Annotated in this window: 14 protein-coding genes; 5 read left to right on the forward strand and 9 right to left on the reverse strand. The window is 48.1% G+C overall.

Going from position 1 to position 15,154, the window contains the following annotated elements; all coding sequences use genetic code 11:
- Positions 1-10: 10 nt before the first annotated feature.
- From K7G97_RS01575 to K7G97_RS01615, 9 genes are all read right to left on the reverse strand, one after another.
- On the reverse strand, positions 11-1,312 hold the full coding sequence (locus K7G97_RS01575; RefSeq protein ID WP_029343217.1) for a globin-coupled sensor protein: 1,302 nt from the start codon (positions 1,310-1,312) through the stop codon (positions 11-13).
- Between the two features lie 171 nt (positions 1,313-1,483).
- Complete coding sequence (locus tag K7G97_RS01580; RefSeq protein WP_023466807.1) at positions 1,484-1,708, reverse strand: hypothetical protein; 225 nt, start codon at positions 1,706-1,708, stop codon at positions 1,484-1,486.
- Between the two features lie 87 nt (positions 1,709-1,795).
- Complete coding sequence (locus tag K7G97_RS01585; protein WP_035399161.1) at positions 1,796-2,002, reverse strand: cation transporter; 207 nt, start codon at positions 2,000-2,002, stop codon at positions 1,796-1,798.
- Positions 1,999-4,128: a heavy metal translocating P-type ATPase gene (locus tag K7G97_RS01590; RefSeq protein ID WP_223041185.1), complete on the reverse strand. Its 2,130-nt coding sequence runs from the start codon at positions 4,126-4,128 to the stop codon at positions 1,999-2,001. Before K7G97_RS01590 ends, K7G97_RS01585 begins: the two co-directional genes overlap by 4 nt.
- A 13-nt stretch (positions 4,129-4,141) precedes the next feature.
- Positions 4,142-4,438: a metal-sensitive transcriptional regulator gene (locus tag K7G97_RS01595; protein WP_195866168.1), complete on the reverse strand. Its 297-nt coding sequence runs from the start codon at positions 4,436-4,438 to the stop codon at positions 4,142-4,144.
- Positions 4,439-4,557: 119 nt separating this feature from the next.
- On the reverse strand, positions 4,558-6,093 hold the full coding sequence (locus K7G97_RS01600) for a DHA2 family efflux MFS transporter permease subunit (RefSeq protein ID WP_223041186.1): 1,536 nt from the start codon (positions 6,091-6,093) through the stop codon (positions 4,558-4,560).
- 233 nt (positions 6,094-6,326) lie between these two features.
- Complete coding sequence (gene ytxJ, locus K7G97_RS01605) at positions 6,327-6,653, reverse strand: bacillithiol system redox-active protein YtxJ (protein WP_223041187.1); 327 nt, start codon at positions 6,651-6,653, stop codon at positions 6,327-6,329.
- A 5-nt stretch (positions 6,654-6,658) separates the two neighbouring features.
- Positions 6,659-8,287, reverse strand: coding sequence for an acetolactate synthase large subunit (locus tag K7G97_RS01610; RefSeq protein ID WP_214861529.1), 1,629 nt, complete (start codon positions 8,285-8,287; stop codon positions 6,659-6,661).
- Positions 8,284-9,720, reverse strand: coding sequence for an NAD-dependent succinate-semialdehyde dehydrogenase (locus K7G97_RS01615; protein WP_223041188.1), 1,437 nt, complete (start codon positions 9,718-9,720; stop codon positions 8,284-8,286). Before K7G97_RS01615 ends, K7G97_RS01610 begins: the two co-directional genes overlap by 4 nt.
- 347 nt (positions 9,721-10,067) lie before the next feature.
- On the opposite strand from K7G97_RS01615, the gene K7G97_RS01620 reads away from it, so the two are divergent.
- The 5 genes from K7G97_RS01620 to K7G97_RS01640 all read left to right on the forward strand — a co-directional run bounded on the left by K7G97_RS01620 (position 10,068) and on the right by K7G97_RS01640 (position 15,036).
- Positions 10,068-11,768 carry a glycoside hydrolase family 13 protein gene (locus tag K7G97_RS01620; protein WP_316499654.1) on the forward strand — a complete coding sequence of 567 codons (1,701 nt, stop codon included), beginning with the start codon at positions 10,068-10,070 and terminating at the stop codon, positions 11,766-11,768.
- Between the two features lie 504 nt (positions 11,769-12,272).
- A complete protein-coding gene (locus K7G97_RS01625; protein ID WP_231681721.1) occupies positions 12,273-12,695 on the forward strand; it encodes a YwiB family protein in 423 nt (140 codons plus the stop codon).
- Positions 12,685-13,104 carry a hypothetical protein gene (locus K7G97_RS01630; RefSeq protein ID WP_050677289.1) on the forward strand — a complete coding sequence of 140 codons (420 nt, stop codon included), beginning with the start codon at positions 12,685-12,687 and terminating at the stop codon, positions 13,102-13,104. The genes K7G97_RS01625 and K7G97_RS01630 overlap by 11 nt, the downstream gene beginning before the upstream one ends.
- 55 nt (positions 13,105-13,159) lie before the next feature.
- Positions 13,160-13,597, forward strand: coding sequence for an NUDIX domain-containing protein (locus tag K7G97_RS01635; protein ID WP_223041189.1), 438 nt, complete (start codon positions 13,160-13,162; stop codon positions 13,595-13,597).
- Between the two features lie 104 nt (positions 13,598-13,701).
- Positions 13,702-15,036: an alkaline phosphatase gene (locus tag K7G97_RS01640; RefSeq protein ID WP_223041190.1), complete on the forward strand. Its 1,335-nt coding sequence runs from the start codon at positions 13,702-13,704 to the stop codon at positions 15,034-15,036.
- The last annotated feature ends 118 nt before the right edge of the window (positions 15,037-15,154 follow it).

The following is a 15,154-nucleotide window of genomic DNA, read 5'->3' on the forward strand; positions in this document are numbered from 1 at the left end:
TGCCTATTTTTTAATGTGTTTCGGAAGCAGCGACAAGATCCGTCGTCAATGTCGTCAACCCTTGTGTCGTCTTACTGAGTCCTTGGATCGTCTCGACGATTTGCCCGAGGTTTTCCTTGTTACGTCCAAATAAGGTGAGGGAGTTCTCCATCTCACTCTTAACGGTTTGAATTCCTTGTTTAACTTGTTGCAATTCTTGCTGAGATGCGGTGTTGGCGCGTGTGATGTCTTCCATCTGCGAAACGAGTTGTGTGATATTACCATTGTTCTTTTGAATCAGACCGTTGATGCTACTACTCAACGATTTTGCGTTTTCAGCGAGGTTCCGGACTTCAGTCGCGACGACAGCAAAACCTTTACCGTGTTCACCGGCACGTGCTGCTTCAATCGAAGCATTCAACGCGAGTAAGTTCGTCTGATTGGCGATCGCTTCGATGCTTTGCGTCATCTGGACGATGTCATCCGATGTCGTCTTCAATTCATGGATGCTTTCAAGCGAAGTACCGACTTGTTGTGTTGATTGAGCGAATTGTTGCTCCATCTGTTGCATCTGTCGTTCGTTGGCAATTGTCATTTGGACGAGTTGCTGACTCGTCTGCTCTGTCTGAGCTGTTTCTGCTAATACTTGTGAGGCGCGACGACTCGTCTCAATGATGGCATGATCCGTGTGCTCAACCGAGCTTGCGACTTCTTGACTGACACGGACGACGTCTGTCAAAAGTTGACGACGCGACTCGTTCGCTGCTGTCACTTCATGAAGACGAGAATCGACGTACTGGCTCGTCACGATTTGAGCATCTAAGTTCATCGCATGTGTCAAGGCGAGTACGGCTGTCGTCAGTTGCGCTGGGTCATGCTGATAATGTTCAACGATTTTTGGAATCAACAACGTCTGAAACGCAGCATACGAAGCGATGAACCAAGTGACGGGAACAAAGTTATGTTTATGCGTCTGTCCCATTCGCGTCCGCATCGCGAGGAATGACTCATCCATATTTCCTGTCAGTAGACTCGTGAAGTAGTCGGCGAAGACTTTCTTCAGTCGTTCGCGTGTCGATGATTGTTTCGCAATCGTTGCCATCTCTGGATTTAATAGAAGGTGATCGAGAACTTGCTCAAGGACTTCATCTAAAATCCCTTGAACGACAGGTGCCATCGATTTAAGTGTCTGTAGCTGTTCTTCTGTATATCCCATGTATACGAGACGGGATGTGAGATCAGGATCTGCCGTCTTTGTGATGAGACGGGAATCAGGAAAGCCGATGGTAGCTTGATAAGCCGAAGTAGTCTTACTTTTAAAAGGGTTACGCACGTAGTTGCCTCCAGTACTCAAGATGTGAATAAAATGATGTCTGTCTTTTATCGGTTCATCTTGACGAAGTGATACTGATTTTTGAAAAAAAGACGAGAATATTGAAAAACATTGACCGGAAACAAAAAAACTCATGGCAAGTGCCATGAGGAGAATGGAAAAAGAACAGGATTAGACTGGTTGGTCTTCCTGAAATGCTTTTTTGGCGTCCACGATCGAGCGCATTCGTTGAACGCAAGCTTGAACGAATTGAATGTCAATGGAGGTGAAACGGGTGACAGGTCCACGAGCTGACTCGGCACTGAATGTGAAGGTTCCGAGATTCCAAAGTTCGATTTTAAATCGTTTTCCTTTGTTGTCGTCGAAGTGTTCTACGAATTCGATTTTCGGTACCATACGAACCCCTCCTTATTCCGTACATTCCCGCTTTTCAAAAAATAAAAAAGCCAAACTGCGTGTTAGAAGCAGTTTGGCTTAAAAAAATTATGCAGTCGGCACATCATAGCCGATCTCTTCAATCGCATCGACGAGACGTTCACGAGGAACATCCTCGTGCTGGACTGTAACCTGGTTTTGTTCAAGTGAGACAGTTGCCTGTTGTACACCTTCGACTTCAGATAGAGCGGATTCGACACTCGCTTTACAGTGATTGCATGTCATACCGATAACAGATAATGTTGTTTCTTTCATGATGATGTTCCTCCTTTAGATAGTGGGGTACGTTTTAATCGTAACGCATTCGTCACGACAGAGACAGAGCTGAATGCCATGGCGGCACCCGCAAGCCATGGGGCAAGCAGTCCGAAAAAAGCAACCGGGATACCGATCGTATTGTAGCCAAGTGCGAAGACAAGATTTTGACGAATGTTTTTCATCGTCTGCTCACTCAGCTCGATTGCAAGTAAGACTTGTTTCAAGTCGTGTCCAAGTAACGTCACGTCTGCTGCTTCAAGGGCAACGTCCGTTCCGCTACCGAGCGCGATGCCGACATCGGCCGTTACAAGAGCAGGGGCATCATTGATACCGTCTCCGACCATCGCGACACGTTTCGTTTGTTGAAGTGACTGAATGACATCTGCCTTTTCAATCGGCAAAACGTCAGCAAAGACGAAAGCTGGATCCAGTCCCAGTTCTGTTGCTAAATGATCGGCGACTTCACGACGATCACCGGTCAAGAGATACACTTCCTTAGTCTCTCGCAACTGCTGGATCGTTTCTTTCGCTGAATCTTTTAGCGCGTCACGGATGGCGTATCCGGCCGCAACTTCTCCATCGACAGCGACGTATACGAGTGTCGCTCCAGGTGATGTCCAATCAGGAAGAATGATGTTTCGTTCCTGTATCATTCGCGCCGATCCGACGATGAGATCATGTCCCATGATTTGTCCTGTGATCCCACGTCCTGATTCGACGTGGAACCGTTCGATATCAAAGACGACATCCCGTTCTGCTGTGATGGCGCGAGCAAGAGGGTGTTCCGATTGCCGTTCAAGCGCAGCAGCGAAATCGAGCGCTGTCTCCGTACCGAACGTTTCGACGACGACGGGGCGACCGACTGTCAGTGTTCCAGTCTTATCAAAGACGACAGCATCGACATGTTGAAGATTCTCGAGTTGAGCGCCCCCTTTAAAGAGAATCCCTCGTTCAGCCCCTTTTCCGGTTCCGACCATGATCGAAGTCGGTGTCGCAAGTCCGAGTGCACATGGACAAGCGATGACGAGCACCGCGATGGCAGGACGAATCGCTTCCGCAAAGGATCCGCTGATCATCCACCAAGCGGCTAACGTCAGAAGCGCAATGGCAACGACGATCGGCACGAACACACCAGAAATTCGATCGGCTTGTCGTTGAATCGGTGCCTTTTCAGTCTGTGCTTGTTCGACGACGCGAATGATTTGTGCGAGAACCGTCGATTGTCCGATTTTTGTCGCTTCGACTTGTAAAGATCCGTTCGTATTCAGCGTACCGCCAATGACGGATGCCCCAACCGTTTTATGAACAGGCGCAGATTCACCGGTCAACATCGATTCATCGAGATACGCGTCGCCTGCACGAATGATACCATCTGTCGGAATTTTGTTTCCAGGTTTTACGAGTAAGATCATCCCGGTTTGAATTGCCTCAATCGAAACGACTCGTTCCTTCCCGTCCTCTAAGACGACGGCTTCTTTTGCTTGTAGGGAGAGCAGGCTTTTAATCGCTCCCGTCGTCTGTTGTTTCGCACGGTCTTCGAGGACTTTCCCGAGCAAGACGAGTGTAATCAAAATCGCGCTCGTCTCAAAGTAGAGATGCGGCATATCAGAGACGAGCAACATTTCAGCAACGGAATAAAAGTAAGCTGCCGATGTTCCGAGTGCAACGAGGACATCCATGTTGGCACTCCCGCTCCGTAAACTTTTATAAGCCCCACTATAGAAGGGCGCTCCGATGATGAATTGCACCGGTGTCGCTAAAGCAAACTGTAGCCACGGATTCATCAAGAATGGAAGGTGGAACGGACTGTTCGGAATATGCGTCAGCATGCTCGCGAGCAACGGTAACGATAGAAGGGCCGCGATCATAAAGCGATACAGCATCCGGCGATTCGATTTTGTTGCGTGTGGTGCTTGTTTGACCGTTGCCCCGTAGCCGATTTTTCGGATTTTTTCGATGATTGCTTGATCGTCATAGGCATCGGAAATCGAGACACGAGCGGTTTCAAGCGGCAAGTTGACCGTTGCTTCGACTCCGTCCATCCGGTTGAGGACTTTTTCAATCCGGGCGGAGCAGGCGGCACACGTCATGCCTTCAATATCGAACTCAATCGTTTTTGACATCAGAAAACCCTCCTTACTTTTTCAATCGAGCGATGACCGCCATCAACTCATCGACGTAAGCGTCCGTGCTGTCTTGACGGGTGGCGACTTCATGCATGCACATCTTGACGTGGCGCTCGATGATTTGTAGTTCGACTTGTCGTAATGCTGCTTGAATCGATGCCGTTTGCGTTAAGATGTCGATACAATACCGATCTTCAGATACCATATTGGCAATGCCACGGACTTGCCCTTCGATGCGCTTTAGCCGTTTCATCAACGCATCTTGTTCTTCGTTCGTTCGTGGAACGACGGGGTGATCGTGTGTCATAGTCGTACCTCCTTTAGTGATCTTGTTGTTATATTTACTGTAACATATAGGTATGGGGGGTACCAGTATATAGCTTGAGCGATAAAAAAAGCAGTCGCGAGAGACGACTGCTTTTGTACTTATTGATTGGAAACTTGCGGTTTGACGATCGTTTCGTTCAATGAGCGTTGATCGCTGATGATGTCTTCAGCTTGTGTCGCCCGTTTAATGAAGAAGGCAAGAACGAATGCTAGACCAGCAATGAACGTCGAGATGAAGAACGCATAGTTGATTCCGTCAAGCGTCGCTTGCATCGTAATCTGCTGTTTTAAAGCAGCAGCTGCTTCAGCTGTCGGTTGACTTGTCATGTTCTTCGCTGCTTCAGCCGCGAGTTCTGTTCCACGTGTCTTCGCATGCGTCGACATGATCGTTACGAGCAACGCTGTTCCGATCGCACCGGATACTTGTTGCAACGTATTGTTCATCGCTGTGCCATGTGGATAGTAGCGTGTTGGTAACTGGTTCAAACCGTTCGTCGAGACCGGCATCATGACCATCGACATCCCGAACATCCGCAATGAATACAGAACGATTAGATGCGTATACGTCGTATCCATCTCGAGCTGACTGAAGTAGTAACTGGTAACGACTGTGATGAACAAACCAGTCAACGCAAGAGGACGTCCACCGATTTTATCAAACAGTTTCCCGTTGATTGGTGACATGACGGCCATCAAGATCGCCCCTGGTAATAGCATGAGACCCGCATCAAGTGGTGAGATCCCGCGAATCGTCTGGACATAAATCGGAAGCAATAACATCCCAGAGAACATCGCCATCGTGACGACCATCGAGATGGCAGAAGACAAGGCGAACATCGGGTAACGATAAATCTTGAAGTTGAGCATCGGACGTTCCATATGGAGCTGACGGTAAATGAATGTCACGAGTGCGATGACTCCGACGATCAACGCGCCGTAGACGTGGAAGCTGCCCCAACCTTTAGAGCCAGCTGAGCTGAATCCATACAGTAAGCCACCGAAACCAAGTGACGAAAGTGCCACGGAAGCGAGATCAATCCGAGTGGCAGACCGTTCCTTGACGTCACGAAGTAAGAAGAAACCAGCAACGAGAACAATCAAGGCGATTGGTGTGATGAAGTGGAACAACATCCGCCAATCATAGTGCTCGATGATCCAACCAGACAACGTCGGTCCGATCGCTGGAGCCCCCATCATGATTAATCCGAAGAAGCCCATCGCAGTCCCACGTTTTTCAATCGGGAAACTGACGAGCATGACGTTCATCAGTAACGGCATCATGATTGCAGAACCAGATGCTTGAATCATTCGTCCTGCGAGTAGCACAGGGAAGACTTCTGCGAAGCCGGCAAGAATCGTTCCGGCCGAGAAGAGCGTCATCGCGAGTAAGAAGAGGCGGCGAACCGAATATTTTTGAATCAAGAACGCAGATGTCGGAATCAAGACACCGTTGACGAGCATGAAACCAGTCGACAGCCATTGAGCAGTTGATGGTTCGATCGCTAGGTCCTTCATGATCGAAGGAAGGGCGATGTTGAGCAATGTATTATTTAAGAAAGCAATGAACGCCCCGATCATCAAAACGGCGAGAATGCCGTAAGGAGCTCGAGCTGTATGAGTTGCACTTTGTTGCATGAATATCCTCCTAACTAAACTAACGGTACATATTTCTATACGGTCGTTCTATCTGTAGTTTATCTTAATCTGATTTAGTTCGAATTACAAATAATAATAGCTAAGAAAGATAATTTTATTTTTTATGTAAGATTGAAAGCGTTTTTCTAGTGAAGTAAATAAAAAAGCGCAATCCTTCTCGTTAAAGAAAAATTGCGCTTTGTCTTCAGTTTGAAACAGCCGGAGGTCTAGCATTATTGGATGTTTGTTTCGAGTGCGTCTTTCGTGATGTCGTAATGAGAGGCTGTCCAGACCGATTTACCGTCTTGAATGAATAAGACTTGTGGTGACTCGTGTCGAACGCTGTAATGTTCGGCGATGTGATTCGATAACGTCCGGGCTTCTTGGACGAAAAGATACGCCGTTGGAATAGACGTTTCATCCGCGAACTTCGTATACTCCGAGAAGCCTGCGGCACTGATCGGGCATGTCGTGCTGTGTTTGCAAATCACGAACGCGGTGTGTTCGGACGCAAATTGATCAAAATCAGAAATAGATTGCAGCTTACGTGGTTGTGTCATGTATATCACCCTCCATACGTCCGGAGACGTTCACTTAACTTTAGATTTTCCCGGTAATCGACCGGACAGTCAATCAAAACGGGTCCATCACTTGCAAATGCTTGGTCAAGACAATGTGCGAGGGAGCCGTGTTCACCGACACGGAGACCGAGTGCGCCGAAGGCATGAGCCAGTTGAACGAGGTCTGGATTGTCAAACGTGATGTAGGACGACCGCCCATACGCTTGTTGCTGTTTCCATTCAATCAGTCCATAGGTTCCGTCACGCCAAATCAATACGACGAGCGGAAGCTTCAGACGAACAGCGGTCTCGAGATCTTGACCATTCATCAAAAAGGCACCATCTCCAGCGGCACAGACGATTCGCCGGTCCGGATATAACAGCTTGGCTGCAAGTGCACTCGATAAACCGTAGCCCATCGAAGCAAATCCGTTGGAAATGAATAACTGATCCGGACGTGTCGTTTGATAATGGCGTGCGAGCCAGACTTTGTGTGCGCCGACGTCCGAGAAGACCATGCCATCCTCGCCGACGGTTCGTTCGAGTTCACGGACGATACTTTGAGGATGTAAAGGCAAGGCAAGCGAGTACGTTTCTTGAATCTCGTCGCGTAATTTATCGCGATCTTGTTGCCAGTCGTTCCACGCACGCTCGGGCAGTAAAGGAGTCAATACAGTCAGCATATCGACGAGTGGTCCGACTAGATTCGCGACGACCGGATAATAGGCATCGATTTCGTGAGGATTCGTATCCAAATGGACGATTGGTGTCTTTTTCGGATTCCATTTTTGCGGAGGTAACTCCGTAATATCGTAGCCGACCGTGATGATGAGGTCACTCGCATCGAGAATCCGCTGGTTGTAATCGACGTCTGGTAAACCGATCGTGTGTGCAGCAAGCGGATGGTGCGAAGAAATCGCTCCTTTTCCCATCATCGTCTCGACGACGGGAGCTTGGAGCTTTTCGACGAATGCTCGAAACGCATCGAGTGCTTGTTGCCGATGAATGCCAAATCCAGCAATGATGACTGGACGTTTTGCGCGCTCAATCAGACGTAAGGCATCGGGATCATCAATCGTCAAGGAATGGAGATGCGTTGGTGTACTGTCTTGCTGTAAGGGTGTCGCTGCTTGATCACGTTCTTGTTTTGCAATGTCTTCTGGAAAAGAAATATGGGTCGCCCCTGGTTTTTCGCTTTGTGCCGTCGCGAAGGCACGTCGAACGATTTCCGGAATGACCTCCGCCGACAGAACGGACGTACTAGACTTCGTGACCGGACGATAGAGGTCTACGAGATTAAACATTTGATGCGATGCTTTATGTTGCCGTGCTGTCGCGCCTTGACCTGTGATCGCAACGACAGGGGAGTGATCCATCGTTGCACTTGCAATACCGGTCATCATGTTGGTCGCACCAGGACCAAGCGTCGATAGGCAGACACCCGGTCGCCCACTCAGGCGACCGAACATCGCTGCCATGAACGCAGCGTTCGTTTCGTGACGCGTTGTGATGAACGTGATCGACGAACGACTGAGTGATTCGAGCAATGTGATATTTTCCTCACCGGGAACACCGAAGATATGCGTGACGCCCTCTGCCTCTAAACATTGGACGAACCAATCCGCGGCGTTCACGCTAGTCCACCGATGGAAATGTACTTTGTCTCGAGATACGCTTCGAGTCCTTCACTGCCACCTTCGCGCCCAAGACCGGATTGTTTCATTCCACCAAATGGTGCTTGCGCAGCGGAAGGCACACCATCATTCCAGCCGACGATTCCGTAATCAAGCCCTTCGATTGCACGAATCGCACGCGCGTAATCCTTCGTAAAGACGTACGAAGCGAGACCGAACGGTGTCTGGTTGGCGTAACGAATCGCTTCCTCATCAGAACTGACACGCTGGACGGGAGCAACAGGTCCGAACGTCTCCTCGTTCATGATCAACATGCCAGGTTTTACGTCCGCGAGAACGGTTGCTTCATAGTAATAGACATCATTGTCTTCATCCGTCGTTCCTGTTCCGCCCGTGACGACTCGCGCACCAGCGGATGTCGCATCATCAACATGTTTTTTGACTTTATCGTAACCTGCTTTATTGATCATCGGTCCAATCTTCGTCTCAGCATCCAAACCATTTCCGGTCTTCAGCTTCGCTGTCTCTTGCCCGAGTTTTTCAACGAACGCGTCATAGATCGAGTCGGATACGTAAATCCGGTTTCCGCAGACACACGTTTGTCCGCCATTACGGAATTTCGATTTAATCGTCTCAGCGACGGCTAAATCAAGGTCACAGTCATCAAAAACGAGAATTGGGGCATGTCCTCCGAGTTCGAGCGACATCGCCTTGATCGTCTCTGCTCCTTGCGCCATCAGCGTCCGTCCGACTTCGGTTGAACCAGTGAAGGTGATCTTATCGACATGTGGATGTGTTGCGAGTGATTCACCGAGTGCTTTCCCGCTCCCTGTAACGGCATTGACGACGCCTTCCGGAATCCCGACCTCCTGACAGAGTTCAAGAAGACGAAGCGCGGTAAGCGGAGTCGCTGTTGGCGGTTTGATGACGAACGTACATCCGGCGACGAGTGCCGGAGCAAGCTTTCGGGTAATCATGGCTGCCGGGAAATTCCACGGTGTGATCGCAGCAACGACACCAACCGGCTGTTTGATGACTTGAAGTCGTTTAGAAGCATCATGCGTTGGAATGACACGTCCATAAGCGCGTTTTCCTTCCTCTGCAAACCATTTGACGAAGTTTGCGGCATACTGCACTTCACCTTCTGATTCAGCGAGCGGTTTCCCCATTTCAAGCGTCATCAGGCGAGCCAGTTCATCTTTTTTCTCAATCATCTTCGCATATAACTTCTCGAGAAGTTCGGCACGTTCGTAGACTGTCCGTTTCGACCAATCGGGAAATGCCTTCCGTGCTGCTTCTACTGCGTCGTTGACGTCTGATTTTGTTCCGTTTGGTACACTACCGACGACTTCCCCAGTTGCTGGATTCGTAACATCCGTCCGTTCTCGTCCGTGATCTAGCCATTGTCCACCAATAAAGAATTGTCCCTTCATCCTGAAAATCCCCCTTTTTTACATGCATTGGTAAGGGTATACCCGAACGAAGAAAAAAAGATTCACTTTCGGAAGGAAAGGTTATGCAAAAGGGTAGAAATCGACCGATAAACAGTGTAGGATAATTCAGTAAATGTAATGTAAAACGACCTGAAATATTCAGTGTGAACGAAGAGTGACAACCGTTGATGTGAAATGGTGGAATCACCCCCGAAACATTGACTTTAAAAGTGGATTTGATAAGATGAAGGTAGAGGAGTTGCGCAATCGGTTGCGCTGTGTATAGAAGTTCAATAACTAATGAAAATAACACCCCAAAGACTGACCTACGAGAGGATTCACGACACATGACACAAATGATACCGCGCCCTGAAACGGCCCAACAAACAATTACACGAGCTTGGTGGAAAGAAGCAGTTGCTTACCAAATCTATCCACGCAGCTTTTACGATGCAAACAACGATGGAATCGGCGATATTCCGGGTATCATCGCAAAACTGGATTATTTGAAGGATCTTGGCGTCGACGTTCTTTGGATTTGCCCGATGTTCAAGTCACCGAACGACGATAACGGATATGACATCAGTGATTATGAAGACATCATGGATGAGTTCGGTACGATGGCGGACTTCGATCTCTTAATGGAAGAAGCGCATAAGCGTGACATCAAGGTCTTGCTTGATCTCGTCGTCAACCACACATCGGATGAACACCCGTGGTTCCTTGAATCACGTTCATCAAAAGACAATGAGAAACGCGATTGGTACATCTGGAAAGATGCCGTCAATGGTGGAGAACCAAACAACTGGGAAAGTATTTTCGGTGGATCAGCATGGGAATATGATGAAAAGACAGAGCAGTACTTCCTGCACGTCTTCTCTCGTCGTCAACCAGACTTGAACTGGCAAAACCGTGACATGCGTCAAGCGGTCTATACGATGATCAACTGGTGGCTCGATAAAGGCATCGATGGTTTCCGAATCGATGCAATTAGTCATATCAACAAGGATCAATCATTCGCCGATCTCCCGAACCCGCTCGGTATGCCGTATGTTCCTTCATTCGACATGCATATGAACGTCGAAGGTATCCATGCGTATCTCGAAGAGTTGAAGGATGAGACGTTCTCGAAATACGACATCATGACAGTCGGAGAAGCAAACGGCGTCACACCGGAAGAAGCAGATTTATGGGTCGGAGAAGAGAATGGCAAGATGAACATGGTCTTCCAGTTCGAGCACATGGATCTTTGGCGTGCCGACGCGGAAAAAGGCGTCGACGTCGTCAAACTGAAGCAAGTGCTGACGAAATGGCAAAAAGGACTTGAAGCAACAGGTTGGAATGCCTTGTACCTCGAAAACCACGATAAGGTTCGTTCGGTCTCTCTTTGGGGCGACGAGGAACAGTACTGGAAAGAGAGCGCGAAGTCGCTTGCGATGATGTATTTCTTCATGCAAGGCACACCGTTCATCTATCAAGGACAAGAGATTGGGATGACGAACGTTCAATTCCCGGACATCTCGGATTATGATGATGTCGCGACAAAAAATATGTATGAGATGCAACTTGCTTCCGGAAAAACACATGAGGAAATCATGGAAGTCATCTGGAACTCGTCCCGTGATAACTCACGTACACCAATGCAGTGGACGAACGAGCAAAACGGTGGCTTCTCGAATCAATCTCCATGGTTTGGTGTCAACCCAAACTACGCGGATATCAACGTCGCGTCGCAAGAACAAGATGAAGATTCGATCTTAAACTTTTACAAACGAATGATCCAAATCCGTAAGATGGAAGAGACGTTGATTTACGGTGCGTACGATCTCATCTTACCGGAAGATACGAAAGTCTACGCGTATACACGGACGCTTGGGGACGAACAGTTCTTGATCGTTACGAACTTAAAAGGTGAAACCGCAGAAATTGATACGGACATCATCTTGCACTCGGATAATATGTTGCTCGGCAACTATCCGACGATGCACCATGAAGGAACAGAACTGGAACTTCGTCCATTCGAAGCTCGTCTGTACCGTGTGCGCTAATAGGTTTTGAACGGATTCGATGTACATCGAATCCGTTTGAGACTGAAGATAAGTGCAATTGTTCTCTAACGAGAAGGATTGCGCTTTTTTTGTTCGTCTCGCATCGTTTTCCTGGGACAAGCATCGCGCCGCTTCGCTTCGCTGCAGGGTCGCTCTTGCTTGTTTTTCCCTAGGAAGCGATGTCGAGTGAACAAAACGCTTTTCTGATTCTCCTTCCGGGTACAAAGAAGAATGACACGTTACACGCCACTCCTACAGGAAAAAGCGCAATTTTGCGCTGTCAGAGACAAACAAGACCCGTTTTCCTGCTCGAATGGAGCGGGAAAACTGGCTTGTGTCTCGCCTGAGGAAAGGGCGTGAAAAGGTGCGTCATTTTTTGAGTCAGTCCATTTGTCTACAATCTGGAACGGATTCGATGTACATCGGATCCGTTTTTTTGTTGCATGTAAGCAGAAGGTGCATCAGACGAAAAAATCGTGTACGCTAAACGATGAGGTGATAGAAGTGAAACCAGTAAAGTACCCGGTGTCATTACGACAGGTGACGACGATCGAAGATGGTCCGATGCGTGAATCGGTCGAACTTGAGGCGGACGGCACGTTGTTCGAAACAAAAGACGGTTTTGCCGTGAAGTTCGTTCAGCCGGATGAACAACCGATCGATACGACGATCAAATGGTCAAAAGATCAGATTGCTTTGAATCGCAAAGGTCCTGTTGCGATGCATCATGTCTTCATTTTAGGAGAGACGACTAAAAGCCAGTATGGCAGTCAATTCGGTCAGATGTTGATGGAAACGGACACGGAGACGATTGAGATGAAACGGCAGCAGATGCAGTTTCGCTATACATTAAAGATGAATGGACAAGCAGTCGGTACGTATACGATTGATTTAACTTGGGAACGGAGTGAGACGAATGGCATTTGAACAAACAGTACGTCAAATGGAGCAGATGTTGGAAGAGGAATGGTTTGAATGGCTTGAGAACGATGAGCCGCGCTATAACGAATGGCGCGATCAACTCGAAGGACTCGCAGAACAGGTCATCACGGAATACAATCCGAAGGTCGACCCGGAGTCGATCGATACGTTACTTTTAATCAATGAAGAATTACCGGTCTTATACGGCGAAGATACCGTCATGCTGTATACAGCACTCTTGAAAGCACGTCAGGAAGACGATCAAGTATACGAGCGTTACTTGACGATTCTTGGTGCGTTCGCGGACGAACAGCATCCAGCAATCCGTGAAGTCGAAAAATTAGTCGCGAAAAAGGACTATAAAAATGCCTTCGCACGTGCAGTTCGTCTGCCACAGTCGCTCGGTTTAGAATAAACAATCAGTGGACCATCTTGTTTTAGGCAAGGTGGTCTTTTTAGGAGGAAGCGTCATGTATCCACTCTATCGAATCATCGTCGCGATCATCCGCAAGGGCGATCAACTGCTCATCGTCAATAATCAATCGGGTCAGGAGAAACGCTGGAGCTTACCCGGTGGACAGATTGAATCTGGAGAGACACTCGAGCAAGCATTGCGTCGCGAGGTGGAAGAAGAAACCGGCTTGACGGTCACATCGTCGTCGTTTGCTTTCTTAACGGAGAACTTCATGCCGGCTTATCAAGCGCACAGCCTCGTGACGTATTTTGACTGCGAAGTGAGTGGTGTACTTGATCCAAATGATCCCGATGAAGAAATCATTGAGACGAAGTGGATCGATCAAACGGAGTTAGCGGAGTACATCACAAGTGAAGACGTCCGTCTTCCATTATCGGCATATTTAGAAGAACAGCACAAAGGTTATTACATGTTTGAAGAGATGAAGTGGTAACTCGGCTGTCATCGTTTCTTTACATTCCTTAAAGCCGTCTCCATCGTTCATTTACATTCGCTCGGTATGATGAAACCATCATCGTGAACAGGGAGGAAACACAAATGAACAAGAAATGGATGGCGACAAGTATTCTCGGTACAGTTCTTATGACGGGAGTTGCAGGTTATACATATGAATCGGCTCAGCCGGTCGAGGCAAAACAAAACACGAAACAAGCAAAGGTTAAAAATGTCATCTTCATGATTCCGGACGGTTATTCAGCTGCCTATGCAACGAACTATCGCTGGTATCAAGGAGGCGAGGAGACTGAACTCGACGGTCACTTAAAAGGAATGATGCGGACGTATTCGGCAAACACGAAAGTGACCGATTCAGCAGCTGCCGGAACGGCGATGGCAACAGGAACAAAAACGAACAACGGAACAATCGGTATGGATCCAAGTGGAAAAGAAGTAGCGTCTATTCTTGATCGGGCGGATCAAGCAGGCAAAGCAACAGGACTTGTCTCGACATCAGCCATCACCCATGCGACACCAGCTGTTTTTGCATCGCATGTTGCAACGCGCGCGAACGAAGCGGATATCGCGAAGCAATACATGGATGAAATGAAAGTCGACGTCTTACTTGGTGGCGGTCAGAAGTTCTTTTTTGATCAAAAGAATGGTGGCGTTCAAGAAGCTGGTAATCTAGTGAAGAAAGCAGAACGAGCAGGATACCAGTACGCGGATTCACTTGAAAGTCTGAATGAGACGGACGGTCGTAAAGTTCTTGGATTGTTCGCAGAAGAAGGAATGGCACCAGAACTGGACCGGGAAAACACGAATCAACCGAGTCTTGCGACGATGACATCGAAAGCTCTGCAAACATTGAAGAAAGATCGCGATGGCTTCTTCTTGATGGTAGAAGGAAGTCAGATCGACTGGGCGGGTCACGCGCATGATGCTGCTTGGGCGATGAAGGATGCAGAAGCGTTCCACCAGGCAGTCGAAAAAGTGCTTCGTTTTGCAGCAAAAGATAAACACACATTAGTCGTCGTCGCCGGTGACCATGATACAGGTGGTATGTCCGTCGGTGGATACGATGAGTACGTAGCGAAACCGGAGGTCTTGAAAAACGTCAAGGCGACAGGGGATGAGATGGTTCGTCAGTTCAACGACGACTTATCGAACATCGCATCTGTCGTTAAACGAGAAACGACGTTTGATTTGACGGCTGAAGAAATTCAGACGTTGCAAAAAGTGGATGCGAAGAAACGCGTCATGACATTGAATGAGATGATCAGTAAACGAGCGTATGTCGGCTGGACGACTGCCGTGCATACTGGTGTTGACGTTCCGCTCTACGCGTACGGTCCACAAAGCGAACAGTTCAGTGGATTGCATGAAAATACGGACATCCCTGGTCTGATGGCCAATGCAATGAAATTAAAAAAATGACGTATTGGACGTGATTAAATCAAGCGGTGGATCATCCATCGCTTGATTTTTTTTTGAGTACGTATCTACTTGTGTGACGCAGTAAAAACTAAATGAAAAAAATGAATGAATAGCCATT

This window comes from Exiguobacterium acetylicum (genome assembly GCF_019890935.1).
Classification (GTDB): domain Bacteria; phylum Bacillota; class Bacilli; order Exiguobacteriales; family Exiguobacteriaceae; genus Exiguobacterium_A; species Exiguobacterium_A abrahamii.